General features: G+C 68.1%; 16 protein-coding genes and 1 pseudogene. 15 read left to right on the forward strand and 2 right to left on the reverse strand.

What is annotated here, in order from left to right; all coding sequences use genetic code 11:
- The 12 genes and pseudogenes from NBRGI_RS13355 to NBRGI_RS13410 form a co-directional block, all read left to right on the forward strand.
- On the forward strand, nt 1–376 hold a 376-nt coding region (locus NBRGI_RS13355), incomplete at its 5' end, for a thiamine pyrophosphate-dependent enzyme (protein ID WP_029896044.1).
- A 37-nt stretch (nt 377–413) separates the two neighbouring features.
- A complete protein-coding gene (hemA, locus tag NBRGI_RS13360) occupies nt 414–1,676 on the forward strand; it encodes a 5-aminolevulinate synthase (RefSeq protein WP_029896045.1) in 1,263 nt (420 codons plus the stop codon).
- The gene (locus tag NBRGI_RS13365) at nt 1,673–2,908 is read left to right on the forward strand and encodes an MFS transporter (RefSeq protein ID WP_029896048.1); all 1,236 of its coding nucleotides are present in this window, start codon (nt 1,673–1,675) and stop codon (nt 2,906–2,908) included. Before hemA ends, NBRGI_RS13365 begins: the two co-directional genes overlap by 4 nt.
- Nucleotides 2,905–4,194 (forward strand): aminotransferase family protein, encoded by a 1,290-nt coding sequence (locus tag NBRGI_RS13370; protein ID WP_051727717.1) that lies wholly within the window; start codon nt 2,905–2,907, stop codon nt 4,192–4,194. The genes NBRGI_RS13365 and NBRGI_RS13370 overlap by 4 nt, the downstream gene beginning before the upstream one ends.
- 569 nt (nt 4,195–4,763) lie before the next feature.
- Nucleotides 4,764–6,170 (forward strand): family 2B encapsulin nanocompartment shell protein, encoded by a 1,407-nt coding sequence (locus NBRGI_RS13375; RefSeq protein WP_029896052.1) that lies wholly within the window; start codon nt 4,764–4,766, stop codon nt 6,168–6,170.
- Between the two features lie 80 nt (nt 6,171–6,250).
- Nucleotides 6,251–7,276 (forward strand): polyprenyl synthetase family protein, encoded by a 1,026-nt coding sequence (locus NBRGI_RS13380; protein ID WP_051727728.1) that lies wholly within the window; start codon nt 6,251–6,253, stop codon nt 7,274–7,276.
- An 11-nt stretch (nt 7,277–7,287) separates the two neighbouring features.
- Nucleotides 7,288–9,627: a terpene synthase family protein gene (locus NBRGI_RS13385; RefSeq protein ID WP_200882163.1), complete on the forward strand. Its 2,340-nt coding sequence runs from the start codon at nt 7,288–7,290 to the stop codon at nt 9,625–9,627.
- Nucleotides 9,628–9,638: 11 nt separating this feature from the next.
- Nucleotides 9,639–10,064 (forward strand): annotated as a pseudogene (locus tag NBRGI_RS13390) (flavodoxin-dependent (E)-4-hydroxy-3-methylbut-2-enyl-diphosphate synthase); the annotation flags it as partial.
- Entirely contained in the window at nt 10,061–11,131 is a 1,071-nt protein-coding gene (locus tag NBRGI_RS13395; RefSeq protein ID WP_029896060.1) for a polyprenyl synthetase family protein, read from the forward strand. The pseudogene NBRGI_RS13390 and the gene NBRGI_RS13395, both read left to right, overlap by 4 nt.
- Nucleotides 11,132–11,193: 62 nt before the next feature.
- Complete coding sequence (locus tag NBRGI_RS13400; RefSeq protein WP_029896062.1) at nt 11,194–11,955, forward strand: bestrophin-like domain; 762 nt, start codon at nt 11,194–11,196, stop codon at nt 11,953–11,955.
- A gap of 120 nt (nt 11,956–12,075) precedes the next feature.
- Nucleotides 12,076–12,876: a hypothetical protein gene (locus NBRGI_RS13405; protein ID WP_029896064.1), complete on the forward strand. Its 801-nt coding sequence runs from the start codon at nt 12,076–12,078 to the stop codon at nt 12,874–12,876.
- A gap of 148 nt (nt 12,877–13,024) precedes the next feature.
- Nucleotides 13,025–13,672 carry a hypothetical protein gene (locus tag NBRGI_RS13410; RefSeq protein WP_148310801.1) on the forward strand — a complete coding sequence of 216 codons (648 nt, stop codon included), beginning with the start codon at nt 13,025–13,027 and terminating at the stop codon, nt 13,670–13,672.
- Between the two features lie 210 nt (nt 13,673–13,882).
- Here NBRGI_RS13410 and NBRGI_RS13415 read toward each other — a convergent pair whose 3' ends face one another.
- Nucleotides 13,883–15,256: a serine hydrolase domain-containing protein gene (locus NBRGI_RS13415; RefSeq protein WP_029896067.1), complete on the reverse strand. Its 1,374-nt coding sequence runs from the start codon at nt 15,254–15,256 to the stop codon at nt 13,883–13,885.
- A gap of 197 nt (nt 15,257–15,453) precedes the next feature.
- On the reverse strand, nt 15,454–16,800 hold the full coding sequence (locus tag NBRGI_RS45140) for a glycosyltransferase 87 family protein (protein WP_051727718.1): 1,347 nt from the start codon (nt 16,798–16,800) through the stop codon (nt 15,454–15,456).
- Between the two features lie 228 nt (nt 16,801–17,028).
- On the opposite strand from NBRGI_RS45140, the gene NBRGI_RS13425 reads away from it, so the two are divergent.
- From NBRGI_RS13425 to NBRGI_RS47425, 3 genes are read left to right on the forward strand one after another with little or no spacing between them, the layout of a single operon-like run.
- A complete protein-coding gene (locus tag NBRGI_RS13425) occupies nt 17,029–18,429 on the forward strand; it encodes a cytochrome P450 (RefSeq protein ID WP_148310802.1) in 1,401 nt (466 codons plus the stop codon).
- Nucleotides 18,426–19,673, forward strand: a complete 1,248-nt coding sequence (locus NBRGI_RS43710) for an ATP-binding protein (protein WP_036558881.1) — start codon at nt 18,426–18,428, stop codon at nt 19,671–19,673. Before NBRGI_RS13425 ends, NBRGI_RS43710 begins: the two co-directional genes overlap by 4 nt.
- Complete coding sequence (locus NBRGI_RS47425; RefSeq protein WP_051727719.1) at nt 19,663–20,736, forward strand: hypothetical protein; 1,074 nt, start codon at nt 19,663–19,665, stop codon at nt 20,734–20,736. The genes NBRGI_RS43710 and NBRGI_RS47425 overlap by 11 nt, the downstream gene beginning before the upstream one ends.
- Nucleotides 20,737–20,739 lie beyond the last annotated feature (3 nt).

The raw sequence follows: 20,739 nt of genomic DNA on the forward strand, positions 1-20,739 counted from the left end.
CGGCGACGGTGGGTTCGCGCACTGCTGGTCCGAGCTGGAGACCGCGGTGCGAGAGAACCTCGATGTCGTGGTCGTGGTGCTGAACAACGCCATCCTCGGCTTCCAGAAGCACGCCGAGATCGTCCAGTTCGGCAGGCCGACCTCGGCCGTCGAGCTGGGTCATGTCGATCACGCCCAAATCGCGACCGCGTGCGGCGCACGCGGTCAAACCATCCACAACGACGTGGAACTGCGCGAGGCCCTGTCCAAGGCGATCGTCGACCCGACGACCACCGTTCTGGACGTCTGCACCGACCCCGACGCCTACCCACCCATCACGGGCTGGGATACCGCCCAGGCGTTGACGACTCACCTCGCGCATCAACAGTCCCACTGAAGAAAACCGCAACACCTTCGAGACAACGGAGATTCCCATGGCTTTCGACTACACAGCCCATTTCGAGAGAAAGATCGACGACATCCGGTCCTCGGGCCAGTACCGGACCTTTGTGGAGATCGAACGCCTGGCCGGGCGGTTTCCCCAAGCGGTGCACCATCATCGGGACGGCCTGCGCGAGATCACGGTGTGGTGCAGCAACGATCACCTCGGCATGGGTCAGTTCCCGAAGGTCGTCGAGGCCATGCACCGCTCGATCAATCGCTCCGGTGTCGCGGCGGGCGGGTCGCGCAACATCTCCGGCAACAACCACACCCACATCCTGCTGGAACGCGAAGTGGCACAACTACATCGGAAAGAAGCCGGCCTGACGTTCATCACCGGGTACGCGGTCAACGACGCCGTGCTCGGTGTGCTCGGCAAGCACCTGCCCGGCGTGATCTTCTTCTCCGACGAGCAGAACCACGCGTCGATGATTCTCGGCATGCGGGCCTCGCGGGCCGAGCGGCAGATCTTCCGGCACAACGATCCCGCCCATCTCGACGAGCTGCTCGCCGCCGCCGATCCGGACCGGCCCAAGGTGGTCGCGTTCGAATCGATCTACTCGATGGACGGCGACATCGCCCCGATGCCCGAATTATGTGCCGTGGCAAAGAAACACGGCGCGCTGGTGTACGTCGACGAGGCGCATTCGGTCGGCATGTACGGTCCCGAGGGCTCGGGCATGGCGGCGCAGATGGGCTGTGCGGACCAGGTCGATCTGCTGATGGGCACCTTCGCCAAGGGCTACGGCACGCTCGGCGGCTACCTGACCGGTCCGGCGGCGATCCTCGACGCGGTGCGTAGTTTCGCGCCCGCGTTCATCTTCACCCTCGCCATGCCGCCCGCCCTCGCGGCCGCCGCGCTGGCCAGCGTGCGGCACCTGCGCGAGTCCGACAACGAGCGCATCCTGCTGTACCACCGCGCCCAGCTGCTGCAGGGCCTGCTGATGGACGCCCAGATTCCGTTGGTGTCCACCGAAAGTCACATCGTTCCCGTACTCGTAGGCGATCCGCACAAATGCAAACAACTGGCCGACATCTTGCTCGAAGAACACCACCAATACGCGCAACCGATCAACTTTCCTTCGGTCGCGCGCGGCACCGAACGCCTGCGGATCAACCCCTCACCGGTGCACAGCCCCGCCGCGGTACACAAGTTCGCCGAGATCATCGATTCCGTTTGGTCACAGCTGAACCTGCCCCGCCGCCCGGCCCGACCGGTCGCCGCTCTCGACACGCTGGAGAAGGTCTCGGTATGACCGTCGAGGCGCGGCCCACCCGACTCCGGAACCTGCATCCGGTGGCGGACGCTGAGCCCACAACGCCGTGGGCTCAGCACGTCCTGCTCTATGCGGCGTTCTTCCTGATGGGCGCGGAGATGTATCTGGTCGCACCGATGCTGCCGGATATCGCCGAGTCGCTGCACGCCTCGGTGGCCGCCGCGGCCACCATCGTCACCGCCTACGTGCTCGTCTACGCCGTCGCCGGGCCGCCGTTCGGGATCCTCGCCGACCGCTATCCGCGGCGCTGGTCGATCCTGCTCGGCTCGCTGGTGTTCATGCTCGGCAATCTGGCCTGCGCCGTGGCGGGTTCGCTGACCATGCTGGTCGCGGGCCGCGGCATCACCGGCCTCGGCGCCGCGATCGCGGCGCCCGCGATCTGGGCCTACCTCGCCGAGCGCACGCCGCAGCATCAGCGCGGACGAGTGATTTCCCTTGGCGCGAGCGTCTATTCGCTCGGGCAGGTCCTGGGCGTCCCGCTCGGCGCGGCGCTCGCCGCGCTCACCAGCTGGCGGTGGCCGTTCCTGGCCGTCGGCGTGCTGATGATCGTGACGTCCGCGGTGTTGTACGTCCGGCTCGAGCACGTGCCGGTCACCGGGCAGTCGCGCGGCTTGCGCGCCCTGCTCGAGCCCTGGCGGCAGCCCCGAATCAGCTTGGGGCTCATCGCCACTCTGTTCCTGCAAGCCGCGCGGCTCGGCGCCTACACCTTCGTGGGGGTGATCTACGCGCAGCGCTTCGGCTTCGGCCTCAGCGCGCTCGGCCTGGTCGGTCTGCTCGTCGGCGCCGGATCGCTGGTCGGATCGCTCAGTGCCGGAACGATTCTCGATCGGCTGCACCGGCGCGGGGTCAGCGGTGTATGGGTCTCCGTACTCGCCGCGGTGGCGTTCGTCCCCTGTGCCGTGGTCGCGTTGACCAACAACCAGGTGATCGTCGCGCTGGTCGCCTTGACCCTCTGGTGCGTTTTCGGCGGCGCCTTCTACTCCAGTCAGCAGGCCTACCTGTCCTCCGCCGACCCGACGCAGCGCGCCTCGGTCGTCGCCTGGAACAACTCGATGATGAACGCGGGCATCGCCATCGGCACCACCCTGCTGGGCGCCCTCACGGTCGGCGGCGCGGTCTTCGCCGGTTGTACCGCGGTGCTCGGCCTCGTCGCGGCCGTCGTGTCGGCCGCCCTGCTCGCACTCCTTCGAAAGGAACGTCAGCCAGCATGATTCCCGCCTCCGCCGCGGTGGCCCCGAACCGGGCCGCCCTCCCCGTTGCCGCGTGGGCCCTGGGCCCCTACATCTACGACGCCGACGGAAAGGACTACCTCGACGGCTCCTCCGGGGTGCTCAACGTCAATGTCGGGCATGCCCATCCCACCGTGCTGCGCGCCGTCGAAAACCAGCTCCAGCAACTGACTTTCGTGCATCGCACGCAGTTCCGCAACGAACCCGCCCGCCAGCTCACCGAGCGGCTGCTCGCCATCGCGCCCGCGGGCACCGCCGCCATCGAGTACAGCAATTCCGGCTCCGAGGCCAACGAGTGCGCACTGCGGCTGGCCTTCGCCTGCCAGCATCGGCGCGGTGATACCCAGCGCACCGTGATCCTGTCCGAAGAGCCGAGCTATCACGGGATGACGGCGGCCGCGCTGTCCATCACCGGCAGCCCGAACAAGCGCGACGCCTCGGTCGAGGCCCTGCTCGGCACCTCCGGCACGAACCGAGTACTGGTGCGTCCCAAAGCGGGACGACGCCGGGCGACCCACGAGGAGTGGGCGCAGGCCATTCTCAATGTCGGACCGTCGAAGGTCGCGGCGATCGTCATCGAACCGCTCGGCGGCGCCTCCTCCGGCGCGGCCCCGATCGACGTGGAGACGATGCACTGGCTGCGCCGGGAGACGCAGAACAACGGCATCGTGCTCATCGCGGACGAGGTGATGTCCGGCTTCGGGCGCACCGGAAAGTGGTGGGCCTGCGACCACGCCAATATCGCCCCCGACATCCTCACCTCGGGCAAGGGTGTCACCGGTGGCTACACCAGCCTTGCGGTGACCATGGTCTCCAGCACGGTGACCACCGCGATCGCCGAACCGCTCGGCCCGATCGCACTGGGCCACACCATGTCCGCGAATCCGCTCGCCTGCGCGGCGGCCAACGCGGTGCTCAGCGTGCTCGAAGACGAGTCGCTGCTGGACAATGCCGCCGAGGCCGGTGCGCTGCTCGGCGCCGAGCTGACCAAGCTGTGCGGGCACTACCCGGAGTTGCTCTCCGACCAATCAGGCATCGGCCTGATGCGCGCGCTGCATGTCCGGCCCGGGCAGTCGGTGGACACCAACAAGCGAATCGTGGCCGCCGCCAAGGAGAACGGGCTCGTGCTGTGCTCGGCGGGCATCGGTGAGACGACCGACTCGGTGCTCGTCGCACCGCCGTTGAACAGTTCTCCGGGGATCATCGAGGAACTGGTGGAGCGCCTGGACAAGACGCTGGCGGCGGTGGCGGACGAACGCCGCCCCTGATATCCGGCACCCGAAACCGGTTGTTGATCAACTGGTTTCGGGTACTGCAACACCACACCGGCCACCGGCACGACCCTGCTCGCAGATCTGAGGTCGCCGACGAGGCTCGCGCACTCGACGCGGCCGCCGCGACCTGAGCCGAGTGGGCACGAACACCGCCGGGCGGGCGGGCCGAGCTCCCACCCCCGGCCCGCACCCTGCGCGAGGGGGACCCGGAAACCAACTACCTCGCGCTGCCGTAACCGCGGGGAATATAACCTACACACGGACTGCCCGTCGGAACTTTCACCGACCGGGCAGCAGACCGTTATTCCTTGTTGCCCAATCGGATTCGTGTCGTTACCATCCGAATTAAAAGGTAAATATTGATAATTCTGCTGCGCGCGGGGAGTTAGCGGGCATACGATCTGAGCTGTTCGAAACACGCTGTCGGGTAACCAGATTCACCTGTGTTCCAACCCAGTTCGTGACCTGCTCGTACGCCGGTCGCCGGTCCGTTGTGAGTAATCCGAGGACTCGAACTCTCCACTGTCGAACGTCCCGGGACGATTTCTAGGTGAGGATCAGCCATGACAATGGAAATGTCCGCACATACCGAGACGACGGTGCGCAGGAGTCTCAGTACCACTGCCGCACACCAGTTGTCGACCACCACCAAGTCCGAACCCCAGATGCAGGGTATCACCTCGCGCTGGCTCACCCGCATGCTGCCATGGACGCAGGTCAACGGCGGTGTGTACCGAGTCAACCGGCGCCTCACACACACCGTCGGCAACGGCGAGGTCGAGTTCGCGGTGGACGGTTCCACCGCCAAGGTGATCCCGCTGGAACTGTGCGAACTGCCCGCACTGCACGATTTCACCGATGAGGATGTGCTGCGCGCACTGGCCCGCCGGTTCGAGCAGCGCGAATTCGAACCCGGCAGCGTGGTAGCCGAATTCGGTAATCCGATGAATCAGGTCATGTTGATCGTGCACGGAAAATTGAGCAAGCTCGGCTCCGGCGAATACGGTGAAAACACACTCCTCGGTATGCTGGCCGGTGGCAATTTCTTCGGCGATCAGAGTCTCACCGACTCTTCCGCCATTTGGCCGGTCACCGTCAAAACGCAAACCAAAACCACGATGCTCGTACTGAGCCGGCCGGCGCTGGAGGAAATACTCGACAACGCGCCCGCGCTGCGCGAGCACCTGGCCCGGGTCGCCGACGCCTCGGCACGCCCGCAGAACAAACAGGGCGAGGCCGCGATCGAGATCTCGTCCGGGCACAGCGGTGAGCCCGAATTGGTCGGCACCTTCGTCGATTACGACGCCAGCCCGCGCGAATACGAGCTGAGCCTGGCGCAGAGCGTGCTGCGCGTGCACACCAGGGTCGCCGACCTGTTCAACGACCCGATGAACCAGACCCAGCAGCAGTTGCGGCTCACCATCGAGGCGCTCTACGAACGCCGCGAATACGATCTGCTCAACAACGCAGACTTCGGCCTGCTGCACAACTGCGATCTCAAACAGCGCATCTACACCGAGTCCGGCCCGCCCACCCCGGACGACATGGACGAACTGCTCAGCATGCGGCGCAGCACCAAACTCTTTCTCGCACACCCGAAAGCCATCGCCGCCTTCGGCCGCGAATGCAGCAAACGCGGACTGTACCCCGACCCCGTCGACGTGGACGGCCACCGCGTACCCGCCTGGCGCGGCGTCCCGATCTTCCCGTGCAGCAAGATCCCGGTCAGCGACACCGCGACCACCTCCATCCTGGCCATGCGCACCGGCGAAAAAGACCAGGGCGTGATCGGCCTGCACCAGACCGGCATACCGGACGAATACGAGCCCAGCCTCAACGTGCGGTTCAAAGGCATCGATGACCAGTCGATCATCTCTTACCTGGTCAGCTGCTATTACTCGGCCGCCGTCCTGGTGCCCGACGCGCTCGGCGCGCTGGACAACGTCCTGGTCGCCCGGCCCACCGACTGACCGTCGCGCAGCACCGTTCCCGGCGGGTGGACCAGCCGTCCGCCCGCGTCACGACCCGACAGGGGGAGGTGGGTGGACCGATGGTCGAGAGCACGTCGGCGGCGGATCGCACGGCCACGGAGATTCTGACGAATGTCCGCGAGCTGTGTGAGCCACTGCTGCGCGAAGCGGTGGGCACCCTGCCCGAACCGCTGGATCACCTGGGCGGCTATCACTTCGGCTGGTGGGACGCCGACGGCAACCCGACGCCGCAGCCCGTCGGAAAGGCGCTGCGGCCCGCGCTCACCGTCTGTACGGCGGTCGCGTGCGGCAGCACCGCGCACGCCGCGCTGGCCGCGGCCGCCGCAGTGGAACTCGTGCACAACTTCACGCTCCTGCACGACGACGTCATGGATGGCGACGAAGTCAGGCGCGGGCGCCCCGCCGTCTGGAAGGTGTGGGGCAGCGCCGATGCGATCCTGCTCGGCGACGCGCTACACGCCCTCGCGGCACGGGTCCTGGTGGCCGGACTACCCGGGGCCACGGCAACGGCGGCGCTCGCCGCACTCGAAATGGCGATTATCGAGATGTGCCGTGGCCAGCACGAAGACTGTCGTTTGGGCGCGGGTGGCCGCACGGGATTGGACGAGTACACCCGGATGGTCATGGGCAAGACCGGCGCCCTCATGGGATGCGCCTGCGCGCTCGGCGCACTGTGCGCGCAGGCCGATCGGACGACGGTGGCGGCAATGGAGACATTCGGCCGCGAACTGGGGATGGCCTTCCAGTTCGTCGACGATCTGATCGGCATCTGGGGTGATCCGGCGGTCACCGGGAAACCGGCGAGCGACCTTGCCCGCCACAGCATGTCGCTGCCGGTGGTCTCGGCGCTGGGTTCGGGCACCGCGGCGGCCGCCGAGCTGGCGCGCATGTACCGCCCCTCCGCTGTCACCGCAGCGATGGACACCGCCAGGACCGCGGCGCTGGTCGAATCGGCCGGCGGCAGGCGCTGGACCCAGCGACTGGCCGAGCGCCGGATGCAGGCCGCCATCGCGGCCCTGGCCGACCCGGCGGCCGCCGCGGACCTGATGGCGTTGGCGCACCTGGTTTCCCATCGAGACCGCTGAAAGGAAGCGACGTGCAGCCCTTCGAACTCCCCGACTTCTATATGCCGTATCCGGCCCGGCTCAATCCGCACGTCGACGGCGCCCGCGCGCACACCCGGGGGTGGGCCGAGTCGATGGGCTTCTTCGAAGACGCAGCGGGCCATCACATCTGGAGCGAGTCCGATCTCGACAGACACGACTACGGTCTGCTGTGCGCGTACACCCACCCCGACTGCGACAGCCGGGAACTGGATCTCATCACCGACTGGTACGTGTGGGTGTTCTACTTCGACGACCACTTCCTCGAATTGTTCAAGCGCACCCGAGACACCAAGGGCGCCAAAGAGTACCTGGATCGGCTGCGAGACTTCATGCCGCTGGCCGGCGGGCCGCTGCCGGCGCCGGCCAACCCGGTCGAGCGCGGTCTGGCCGACCTGTGGGTGCGCACGGTGCCCGCGATGTCGATGAATTGGCGGACCCGGTTCGCCGCGACCACGACGGCGCTGCTGGAGGAATCGCGGTGGGAGTTGGCCAATATCGCCGAAGGCCGGATCGCGAACCCGATCGAATACATCGAGATGCGGCGCAAAGTCGGCGGCGCGCCCTGGTCGGCCAATCTGGTCGAGCACGCCGTCGGCGCGCAGATCCCGGCCGAGCTGGCCACCACCCGGCCGCTGGAGGTCTTGCGCGACACCTTCGCCGACGCCGTGCACCTGCGCAACGACATCTTCTCCTATGAGCGGGAGGTGCGGCAGGAAGGCGAGAACGCCAACGGAATCCTGGTGGTAGAGCAGTTCTTCGGCTACGAGACCCAGCAGAGCGCCGAGGTCGTGAACAACCTGCTGACCTCCCGCCTGCAACAGTTCGAGCACACCACGGTCACCGAGCTGCCCGTGCTGTTCGCCGAGCAGGCCGTGGGCGCGGACGAGCAGGCTGCCGTACTGGCGTACGCGAAAGGCTTGCAGGACTGGCAATCCGGCGGCCACGAATGGCATATGCGGTCGAGCCGGTACATGAACAAGGGTCCGGCGGCGGACGGCGATCCGGTGCGCAGGCTGTTCAAACCCGCCGGTCTCGGGAGTGCCGCGGTATATCTGTTCTCCCCCACCGTGGTGCTGGAGCCGGGCCGGCTGCGCAGCTTCCTGCACCCGCGGCAGGAATTGACCGGACCGATCGAGTTTCCCGAGATCCCGATGCCGTATCAGCTCCAGCTGAGTCCGCATCTGGCGGCCGCACGCGCGAATCTGCTCGCCTGGGGCGCGCGGATCGGCTTCCACGACCCGCTACCCGAACTCGGCGGACGTCCGCTCTGGCGCCCGAAAGACCTGGCGGGGTTCGACTTCGCGCTGTGCGCGGCGGGCATCGACCCCGATGCGACTCCGGTGGAGCTGGATATGTCGTCCTCGTGGCTGGCCTGGGGCACCTTTGTGGACGACTACTACCCGCAGGTTTTCGCCCAGCGCAAAGACCTGGCCGCAGCCAAGGCCCAAAGCGCCCGGCTGCGCGCGTGCATGCCCGCCCACGACGCCGCGCCGACACCCGCGTCCAACGCGATGGAACGCGGACTCGCGGCGTTGTGGGCCCGCACCACGGCGAAGTTGCCCGAGGACCAGAAGGCCGAATTCCGCCGTGCCGTCGAGGTTTTCCTGGATGCGTCGGAATGGGAGGTGGCCAACGACATCACCAACCGGATACCCGATCCGGTCGATTACGTGGAGATGCGCAGGCGCACCTTCGGCGCGGATCTCACGATCGCGCTCGCCCGGATCTCGCGCGCGGAACTGATCGCGCCCGAGGTCTATCGGACGCAGACCATGATGGATCTGGAACACACCGCGACCGACGTCTGCACGCTGCTGAACGATCTGTACTCGTACCACAAGGAAACCCGGTACGAGGGCGACTTCCACAACGCGGTGCGAGTGCTGCGGAACTTCCTCGACTGCGACCCCGGGACCGCCGTCACGGCGGTGCACGATCTCTTGACCGCGCGACTGCACCAGTTCGAGCGGATCGTCGGCAGCGAATTGCCCGCCCTGTACGAGGAGTACGACCTCGCGCCCGAGGTCCGTGCCACCATCGACCGGCGCGCGGTGGAACTACAGGACTGGATGGCCGCAATCCTGAACTGGCACTGCGCATCTTCCCGTTATCGGGAGCCGCAACTCGAAGAGCGTTACGGGGCAACGGCTCTGGCCGAGACAGCGGACGAGACCCGGCCCGACCCCGGCTGTCTACGGCCGACCGGCCTCGGCACCAGTGCCGCCCGGCTCGACCGAGCGGTGCAGGAAAACGTCACGGCGACCGAGGATCTCGCGTTCGCCGTGCCCGCCACCGTCCGCCGTCTCGCCGTGCCGGAGCGACGACCATGACCCCCGAGGAACTCGGCGAAGGGATCGGCGGCACCATCCGCGTCTCGATCTCCGCGCCGCCGGTCGAGCAGGTGAGGGCGGGCTGCCACATCCTGCAATCGCTCGCGCTGCGGCCGCGCAAGCTCGAGATCGTCTCCTGCCCGGGCTGCGGCCGATTGCAGGTCGACATCCATCGGCTGGCCGCAGAGGTGGAGGCGGCGTTCGACGGCTTCCGGCACCCGTTGCGCGTCGCGGTGATGGGCTGCGTCGTGAACGGGCCGGGCGAGGCGCGCGAGGCAGATCTCGGCGTCTCCTCCGGCAACGGGAAAGGACAGATCTTCGTGCGGGGCAGGGTTATTCGCACGGTTCCGGAGAGTCAGATCGTCGAAACGCTGGTGGCCGAGGCGGTCGCGCTCACCCAGCACCTGGAACACGCACCGGCGGAAGGGATCTCATGACGACCACCCAAGTCGAGCAGGCACCCGTCGATCTGGCCGCGACCCGGATCAGAGTCGACGGGGTGCTGGACCGCTTCCTGCGCGGCAAGGCGAGCGCCGATCCGACGCTACCGGGGGAGATCACCGACACGCTGCACGCGTTCCTGTTCGCGGGCGGCAAGCGGATTCGCCCGTTGCTCTGTGTGCTCGGCTGGCATGCCGCGCACGGCGCGGCACCGGTGCCGCAGCCGGTGATCCAGGTCGCGGCCGCGCTCGAACTGTTTCACGCGGCGGTGCTGATCCACGACGACATCATCGACAACAGCGACACCCGTCGTGACCACCCCACGGTGCATCGCGCGCTCACCGCGCTGCATCCCGAGCGCCGCGACCCGGAACGGTTCGGCAGGCATGCCGCGATCGTCCTCGGCGATCTGGCCATGGTCTGGTCCGCGGAGCTGTTGCACACCGCGCGGCTGACCGCGCGGCAACTGCGCACCGCGCTCGAAGTACTCGACGGAATGCGCGCCGACGTGATGTACGGCCAGTATCTCGACCTGCTCACCACCGCGTGCCCGTCCGGCGACCTGGACCGTGCGCTCGACATCGTCCGGTACAAGACGGCGTCCTACACCTGCGAACGCCCGCTGGTCCTGGGCGCGCTGCTCGCCGATCCCGCACCCGGCATTCCCGCCGCGCTCGCCGCGTACGCGCGGCCGCTCGGGGAGGCCTTCCAGCTCCGGGACGATCTGCTCGGCGTCTACGGCGATCCGGCGCGAACCGGCAAATCCAATATCGAGGATCTGCGCGAGGGCAAACACACCGCGCTGGTCGCGCTGGCGTTCACGCACGCGGACGCCGAGCAGTCCGCACGGTTGTCCGCGATGCTCGGCGATCCGGCGCTAGACGAGCAGCAGGCGGCAGAATGTCGCGAGATCCTCGGCGCGACAGCGCTGGCGCGCGTCGAAGGGATGATCCGCACCAGGTCCGAACAGGCGCATCAGGCGCTCGAGCAGGCACCGATCCCGCTCGCGGTGATCCGGACATTGCAGCACCTCGCGGACGACGCGATCGCCCGCACCGGGTAGGGGCGTGTCATGCCCAGCGGACGCCGTGCACCGATGGTGCACAGGACAATCGGAGCCGAACCATGATCGAAGAGATTGGCGTGCCGCTCGCCGTCGGGGTGATCGCGGTCCTCGTATTCGTCGTCGGCGCGCGATTGCGCGCGCTGGTGTGGCGTAAACCGGAGAACGGGGACTCCGGGTCGGTGACGCTCGAGCTGATCAGCACGCTGTTCATGGCGGTCGCCGCGTTCGTAGTGGTGATCTGCTGGCAGCAGTACGACAACGCGCACAATCACACCGTCGCCGAATCGAAGTCGCTGGTCGACGTGTACTCGGCGGCGCACGCGATGCCCGAGCCCGCGCACAGCGAAATCCAAGGGCTGGTGCGCGAATACACCGAACAGGTGGTCACCACCGAATGGGCGGTGATGGACCGGGACCGTCGCCTCGATCAGAACACGCAAGACATCCTCGACACCCTGCGCGATACCGTGCTCGCCGTCCAGTCCGAGGATTCCGCGGTCACCGATCAGCGCGAGATCGCTTTGGCGTCGCTCGATGCGGCAGGCCAGGCACGGCACGACCGCGCCCTGGACGCGCAGCAGGGCATGCCCGGATTCCTCTACGGCGCTTTGTGGTTCGGCACGATCCTGCTGCTGCTCAGTTCGGTGCTGGCGGGCGTCGAGGTGAGTGCGCGCAGCGTGGCGATGACGGCGCTGCTGGGCGTGGTGATCGGCGCCGCGATCCTGGCGATCTACCGGCTCGACCGGCCGTTCGCGGGCGGCAACGTCGTCCCCAAGGACGCTTTCGAATTGGCGCTGGCCCGTTTCCAGCACATCACCTAGCGGCCCCGGCTCTGGATCGCCACGAAAGATGGATGCCTGCACATGTCGCTGGATCGCGAAGGAACCCGACCTCGCAGGGCTGCAAGGGGACTCGCTGTTGTTCCGGTGGCCTTGGCCCTGATGACCGGACTCCCGGTAGTGTCCGCCGACCCCCGCACCGACACCTGGCCGCCGCTCGGCGAAATCGTCACGGGCAGTGCGGCGTCCGGGATGGGCTCGGGCAGCGCGGGCCCCGGCGACACCGCGACTGGAAGTTCCTCCGTCGGTGGCGAATTGAGTCTCGGGCCGGCACCGGCCGCTGGTTCGCTGCATACCGGCAGCACCGGAGCGGGCAGTGCCGGAGCGGAAAGTGCGGGTAGCGGGGTCGAACCCGCAGCCGTCATGGAACTTACGCTTCCGGAGCCAGTTTCGACGCCCCCGGTCGCCGAGAATCCGCTCGTTCCACCGGATCTGGATTCCGACACCGTGCGAACCGCGTGCGCGGGCAGCGCCGTGGCGGGCCTGTCGTTGATCGTGGCCGGCATCCTCACCGCCAGCGGCTCCAGCCTCGGCTCCAGCTTGTCCGGGCTCGGCAGTGCGGCGGTGGGCAGCGCCATGACCGGCAGCGGGCTGGCCTGCCTGCTCTGGCCACAGGAGTTGCCGCCGTTCCCCGGCCTCCCCCTGGACCTCACCCCGCCTGCGGTCGCGGCCCCGATCCTGCCGACCCAGTTCCCCGACGTCCTCGAAGCCCCACCCATAGTCCCGCCCCTCCCCCGGCAGCAGCCGGTCATACTCCCGCCCGCATCCCAGCGCGAAGCCGTCCTCCCCACCCGCGACCCGGTCGCCTGGAACATGCTGCAATTCACCACCGTCATGCTGGTCGTCGTCGTCGGCACCGTCCGCACCGGCGCCACCTACATCCGCAGACACAAGCACGAGTAGACGCCGCGGTTCGTTGGGTGGTGGCGGCTTGGGCCTGTGGCCGGGCCGAACGGCGGTCGAGCAGCTTCGCGGAGGCGCGGTGTCGACTACACTGGCGCTCTGTTCGAACCGACCGAGTCGGACGGTAGTCGCGTAAATGGGGAAACGGTTGACCGACACGGCGAATCGCGAGATGTCCGGACCAGATGCAGTACGCAGCGGCATCCACTGGGGATCTCGCAGCTGGCGGATCGTGTGGATGTGCTCCGTTGCAGCGCTTTTCGTGACCGGCGTGGCAGCGGTGCCCGCGTGGCTGTACTCCTCCCGTTTCTATCGCTTCGATTGGATCCCGGTGTGGGGCCTGGCGGCGTGCTGGACGATCGCCGTGCTGCTCCTCGCCGCGCCGGGCCTGGTCGGACGGCGCGAGCCCGGGCAGATCAAACCGCCATCTTTGGTTTTCGCCATCGTGTTGGGAGTCGCGATGGTTCCGGTGTGGTCCGTTTCAATGTTCGTGACCTCTTTCGTCGCCGAGGACAGCAAGGTTGTGGCGGTCGCGATCAGTGCGGACGGGCACCACGAAGTCGTCACCGAGTCGTACAAGATCTACAACAACCCGCCCGGTTGCCGCGTCCTGCTCCGTGAACGCAGTTGGCTGTTCAGCAGGCAGGACGCAGTGTGGAACGAAGATGTCTGCCCGCAGCACGTCTCGTTCACCGGCGACAGAATGATCGAGGTCGTGACGGAGTCCGAGGAGACCGAGCAGTGGAAGTTCGATGCGGACCAGATGCAGGTGGACAGGATCTACCGGCTCCGTTGAGCTCGGGAACGGGCGGGGGTCTGCACCGAGCGGCAGTCGGGTGGTTTGGGCTGGGTTTTGTTGGAGCTCCTTGCGTTTGGGCTTGTTGGCTGGCTACCGAAGTGTGACGAGCTCAGTGTGGTGTGCCCCGATCTCGAAAGGTTCGCCGGACCCGGCGTACGTCATCACCATCACTGCGGCCGAGGGCCGTAATGAGCTGGTCCCCGAGGCCTAGTCGCGAGTTTGCCAGCCTGCTGGGTCGACGCCGCCGGGGATGGGGTCGGCGGGTTCGTAGGGGGCGCGGGTGAGGATGTAGCTGACGAGTTCCAGGCGTTGGGGGGTGCCGTCGGGGTCGCGGATGATGTCGAGGCGTTCGCCGGCGTAGTAGCCGTCCAGTCCGGTCCAGGAGCCGTCGGGTTCGGGGCGGAAGCGGGATTCGCGGCCGCCGTGGGCGAGAGCGGTGAGTTCGAGGTGGCCGTCGGCGCGCAGGCGCAGGGCGAGGGAGGCGGTGCCCCAGTACCAGGTTCCGGTGAGCGCCAACAGGTTCGGGTCCACTTCGGTGGCGGGGAGCCATTCTTCGGGCAGCGTGGGCTCGTGCTCGGCCAGGATGTCGAGCAGGCCGGTGGCCAGTTTGCCGCGGATGCCGCCGTAGGTGGTGTTACACAGGAACAGCACGCCGGTGCGGTCTTTGGGGTCGGCCCAGACGGTGGAGATGAAGCCGGGCATGGCTCCGGTGTGCCCGGCGAGCCTGCGGCCGTGGTGGCGCTGCAACTGGAAGCCGAGTCCGTAGCCGGAATTCCACTCGTCGCCGTCCTCGACCGTGGCGGGGGCGCGCATCTCCTCGAGTGTGTCGGCGGCGAGCACGTCGCCGGTGTCGCCGCCGACGAACGCGGCCCAGCGCGCCAGATCGCTGACTGTGGACCACAGTTGGCCCGCCGCGCCCATCGCCCCGTTGTCGTGGGACGGCTCGGTCAGCACCACATCGGCCCACGGGTGCACGGCCGCGCCGGTGGCGTGCGGGGCCACGGGCGCGGCGGTGGTGCGGTCCATGCCCAGCGGGGCCAGCACTTCGGCACGCAACGCCTCGAACCAGCTCTGCCCGCGCAACCGGGCGACCAGTTCACCGAGCGCGGCGAAGCCGACGTTCGAGTAGTGGAACCGCCGACCGGCGCGATGCAGCAGCGCCTTGCTGCCCGCGTCGACGTCCAAGCTGTCCGCGAGTTCGGCCCATTGCGGCCCCGCGGTGCGCTCCCACCAGTCGCCCGGCGATTCGGCGCGTAACCCCGCGGTGTGCGAAAGCAGTTGGGCCACAGTCCGATCCCCCACCGGTGCGCCGGGCACATGCTTGGCCACCGGGTCGGCCAAGTCGAGCTTGCCCTCGTCGCGCAACCGCAGCACCATCGTCGCCACCATCGACTTGGTGATCGAGCCGATCCGATACTGGGTGTCGGTGGTCGGCGCGCTCGCACCGACCCGTCCCCTGGCCCCCGACCACACCAGTTGCCCGTCTCGCACCACGGCGGCGATCAACGAGGGCACCCGGTACTCGGCCTGCTCGACGGCAACCCGATGCAGCAACGCCCGCTCGGTCGATGGCAACAGCATCTGCGACTTCCCTCCACACACTCGGTAATCGGACCGACCGACCCTGGCACGGCGACGCCACGTAATCCGCCCCGCAATAGGCCGACCTCAGGGTAGCGCCGGGGTGCCGCCGCAGTCTGCTCACGCAGTGGGCTGGTGCGACGCTGTCCAGCACCGCGCCAACGGTCCGCACGCCACGGCGCGAACCCTGCGCAGTACTACGCGCCGTCTTCGTCCGCCACCCGCGATCGGGCGGCGCGCGGCCGGTACAGCCAGACGATCGCGGCGAGCAGCGCGGCGACGGCGAGCAGGGTGTACGAGTCGCCGAGCAGGAATTGCGTTATCGTCCAATGGAATTCACGCCCATTGGTCTGCGGGACATACCAGACCAGACCTTGCGGGAGCAGCGGCAGATCCGGATCCCACCAGCCGACCCGGTCGACGCGCATCGGCCAGGCGAAGACGAACAGATAGATCAGCGCGGGCACGGCGATCCGCACGGCAGGGCGACGATGCCGCAGCGCGTGCACGATCCACAGCAGCGCGGGCACGATCCAGACCCAGTAGTGCGTCCACGAGATCGGCGAGGCCAGCAGCATCACGGCGGCCGCGAGCAGTGCGCCGAGCAGTTCGTCACCGCGCAGGTACGCTGTGCGGGCGGCGGCGATGCCCGCCAACCCCAGCAGTCCCGCGCAGACCAGCGAGCCGGTGCTGTCGTCCCAGGTGGACCATTGCAACCGGCCGAACAGTCCGTTGATCGATTGATTCTGCACGTAGGCGAACCCGATGCGGTTCTGCGAGGTCATCGTCGTCGTCCAGAACTCCCATGCCTGGGCGGGCCGATACCAGAACCCGAAGGCGACCGTCGCGGCGAAAGCAGCGCACGCGGTGGCCGCCGCCCGGAACTGCCGGGTGATGAGCAGGTAGACGACGAAGACGGCGGGGGTCAGCTTCAACCCCGCCGCCAGTCCGATGAGAATGCCGCGGTACCAGCGGTTCTTGGGCACCGCCAGGTCGGCGAGCACGAATGCCATGAGTAGCACGCTGAGCTGCCCGAACTGCAGAGTCTGCTGGACCGGTTCCAACCAGAGCGCCGCGGCGGCGGCCGCGGTCGTCAGCGCGACCAAGCGGATCCCGGGTCGCCGGCGCTGGAGCAAACCGGCGCTCCACACGCTGACCCAGAGCGCACCCAGCGTGAGGAGCGAAATCCCGGTCCCGACATAGTTGATCGGAAAACGCGCGAGCTCCGCGCAGATCCACGCGGCGAAGACGGGATAGAGGAAGGGCAGGCCGAGCGGACCACGCCCGTCGTACAGCAGTTCGGGATGCAGCGCGGCCATCGAGCCGCCCCACATGTAGACCTGGAGATCGACCTGGTGCCAGTACATTTCCCAATTCGGCCGCACGAAGGCCAACCAGGCACCGACGGAGCAGCAGGCGAAGACGAGCGCAGCGGCGAGCACCGTGAACGTGTGCGGGGCACGAGGTTTCACCACCTCGGCCACACCGGTACCGCGCTGTTCTTCCGTGTGCAGGACGACAGCCATGGAGTTGTTTTCCTTCATCAGATGAGGCAACACACGCAGACCAGCAAATGCTTAGCTAAACTAAGTGAAGTCATCCTAGCACCGGCGCCGACGAGGACAGACCCCAATTCTGCGGGCGCGACGGCGTGCCGTGATGCCGATAACATGCGGCAAAGAAGACTGCGCAGAAGCAGCCACAACTGAACAACGAACGATCGACTGACCATCGAGTCAGACTTCGGTGACGAGCCAGGGAGGAATCGTCAGTTGAATGACGATCGGGCGGGGGAAACAGGGGAAACTGCAAGACTGCACCACGGACGTGGCGGGGTACTCGGGCTGGGCACCACGATCCGGTGGTTCCGCGATCCGCTGAGCGTGATGCGGCGGCTCGCGGACGAGCAAGGCCCGGTCGCGGGCTTTCGGATCGGCATGTGGCCCGCGGTGCTGGTGACCGGGCCGGCCGAGATCCACGAGGTACTCGTCTCGCGCGCCGCGGATTACCGCCGGGCGCGGGCGGTGACCGGCACGCTGTGGCCCGCACTGCGCGAAGGTTTGATCATCTCCGAGGGCGACGTGCATCGCAGCCAGCGCGCGCTGGTCGGGCCGCTGTTCACCGCGCGGCGCGTGCCGAAATACGTCGACGTGATCGCCGCGCGCATGCGGCCGCACCTGCGCCGCTGGCAAGTCGCGGGCGAGGTGGATCTGCTCGCCGCCGTGCAGGAGATGATGCACGACGTCATCGCAGGTCTGCTGGTGGACGAGCCGATCGAGGCCTACCGGGAGGTGCTCGACGCGGCCAACCGCATCTTCGACTGGGAGATGCGCGCGATGTCGCGCCCGATCGTCACCCCGCTCAACATTCCGACGAAACGCAACCGCGAGTTCATCCGCGACCTCGGCGTGGTCCGCGACTGGGCCACCGCCATGGTCGACGCGCGCCGCCGCGAGCCCGGCGACGACATCGTGTCCGCGCTGCTCGCCCAGCGAGACCGCGACGGCGCGCCGATGCCCACGGAGCGCTTGATCGACGAGGTGATCAACCTCTGGGCCGCGGCCCACGAGACCAGCGCCGACGCCATGTTCTGGACCGCGTACGCGCTGGCGCGCCATCCGGTCGCCGCCGACCGCGCCCGCGGCGAGGTGGACCGGGTCCTCGGCGGCGCGTTGCCGACGGCGGAAGACCTTGCGCTGCTGCCGTATTGTCTGCAGGTGTTCAAGGAGTCGATGCGGCTGTATCCGCCCTCCCCCGCGTTCCTGCGCGAAGCCGCGTGCGACACGCGCCTCGGCAAGCACGAGATCGCCTCGGGCACCATCGTTTTCGTCGCGCCGTACGTCATGCACCGCTGCGCCGAACGCTATCCCGCTCCCGAAGCGTTCCGCCCGGACCGCTTCGCCGCAGACGCCGACCGCAGCTGGGAACGCCTGTCCTACTTGCCATTCGGCGCGGGTGAGCACGTCTGCGTCGGTTCCGCGCTCGCGCTGCTGGAGGGACAGATCTTCACCGCGCTGCTGCTCGCCGGCGGCACCGTGCGAGTGGCGGGCGACCCCGGCATGAAACTGACCATCAACCTGCGTCCCAAGCGGCGGGTCCGCACTACGTACCTGCGTCGCGCCACGGCGCCCGACCGGGAACTCTCCGGGGCCGAAGCCAGAGACGCCGGATGACTTCGCTGCGGCAGGCCCTGCGGTACCGCGCGACCGCCATGTTGCCGAATCTCCGGCGGCAACGCACCGTGCCCGCACGGGCCGCGGGCGAACGGGTGGATCGCATCATCGCCTTCGCCCTGGGCGCGGGCACTTGGATTTTCGGCATCGGGGACGCCGCGGAGATCGCCGAGCAGTCGCGTCATTACGCGCCGTGGTGGACCGTGGTGGCCATGTGCGGGGTGTTCGGCACCGCGCTGGTGCTGGCGGCCACCACGCTGTTCGTGCCGTTCCCCGCGGTTCGGGTGCTCGCGGCAACGCACGCAACGGTTTTCGCCGTGGTGATCGGGCTGTCCGGTTTCGCGGTGACCTCCGGGCAGATCACCAACGACGTGGAATGGATCTATCGGCTGGTGCCGCTCGGCGGGGTCGCGGCCACGGTCGTGTGGCGCACCCCGGTGACGGCGCTCTATCTGCTCGTGGTGGCGGTGCTGGCCGCGTGGTCCAACGGCCAGGTGAAGAACGATCTCAGCTCGATCGAGTTCTTCCTCACCTGGCTGCGCATCTTCGGCATATCGGTGGGCTTCGTCTACATCACCAGGATGACGCGGCGTGCGGCGTATCTGCTGGACATGGAGCGGACGCGGGCCCAGCAGCAGGCCACGCTGGCGGCGGCCGCGGAGGCACGGGCCGGCGAGCGCGCACTGTTCGCGGGCGTGATCCATGACAAGGTGCTCGCCACGCTGCTCGACACCTCGCGCGGCGGCTGCCCGACGATGCTGGCCAGGCAGGCCGAACAGGCGCTCGGCCAGTTCGCCGCGATCGGGCGGATCAACGAATTGTGCACCGGCGCCGAGGCGATCGAGACGATCACCACCGAGGTCACGACGGCCACCGAAACCCCACTGCGCGTGCAGGTTCGCCACGATCGGCGCGCGAGCGAACTGCGGATCGACTCGGCCGCGGTGAGCGCACTCGCGCAGGCCGCCGCGGAAGCCGTGCGCAACAGCGTGCGGCACGCGGACGTGCCGGAGCGCTCGGTCACCCGCGACGTCACGATCGCCGCAAGGGAATTCGGCCTCACCGTGGTCGTCGCCGACGACGGCGCCGGATTCGATCCGGTCGCGGTCGCGCCCAACCGCCTCGGCCTCACGGTCAGCATCGTGCAGCGGATGCGCGAGGTCGGCGGTCGAGCCGTCATCGACGCCGCGCCCGGCGCCGGAACCCGGATCATATTGGAATGGGACGCACCCGATGACGCCTGACCACGGCGACCTGAGCCGACTACTCAGCGGGCAGCGCTCCACCATGGTGACGATCATCGTGGTGGCGCTGGCCACCGACGCCGCGGTGATGATCCGTTCGGTGCGGCTGGCCGGAATACCGGTGTCCCCCACGCTTTTCCTGGCCGCGGCACTGCTCGCCGCCAGCACCGTCCTCGTCGTGCTCGACCCCGGAGTGCCGATCCGCAGATCCTCGGCCCTGCTGGTCGCCGCCGCCGGGCCGGTGGCCACCCTGATCGTCCGCGATCAGGTCACCGCGCAGTTGGACGCGCGCACCAGCATGTGGACCGCGTATACCGCGGGCATCACGCTCGCCCTGCTGGTGCTGCGTGGCCGGAACCTGTTGGCCTGGGCGGGAACCGTGGCCACCTGGCTCGCCGTCGTCGCTGCCGCGGGTGGCGCGTCGACCGCGTTCGTGCAGGGGGTGGTGCCGCTGGTCAACGTCGTCATCGCCGCCGCCTTCGCCGCGATCATGCGCCCCACCCTGCGCTCGCTGCACGAACTCGAGGCCGAATCGACCACGCGCGCCGCGAATCGGGCCCGGCTCGACGCACAGAAGGCCGAGCGCAAACGCCAGCTCGACCGGCTCGATCTGCGCGCGCGTCCGATGCTGGAACGCATCGCCACCGCGGTCCCGTTCCAGCCCGAAGAACGCGAGGAATGCCGGCTGCTCGAAGCCGAACTCCGGGACGAGTTGCGCGCACCGCAGTTGTCGACGAGCGAGGTACTCGCCGCGGCCCGCGCCGCGCGCCGCCGTGGCGTCGAGGTGATGCTGCTCGACGACGGCGGTCTGGAAACCGCGTCCCTCGCACTGCGTGATCTGGTGCGCGACATCGCCGTTCAGGAACTGGACAACACCGACCGCGGCCATGTCACGGTCCGAGTGCTGCCCCCGGGCCGCCGCAATCTGGCCACCGTGCTGGTGGACGCCGAAGACCGCAACCGCAGGACCGAAATCGACTGCGCGGGTACGGTTACCGCCACTTTGGACCGCTCGGCGGGTGCGCAGGCGGCAGAGGTGCCGCTGCCCAGCCACATCTACTGAGAC

It is taken from the genome of Nocardia brasiliensis IFM 10847, assembly GCF_000710915.1.
Classification (GTDB): Bacteria; Actinomycetota; Actinomycetes; order Mycobacteriales; family Mycobacteriaceae; genus Nocardia; species Nocardia brasiliensis_A.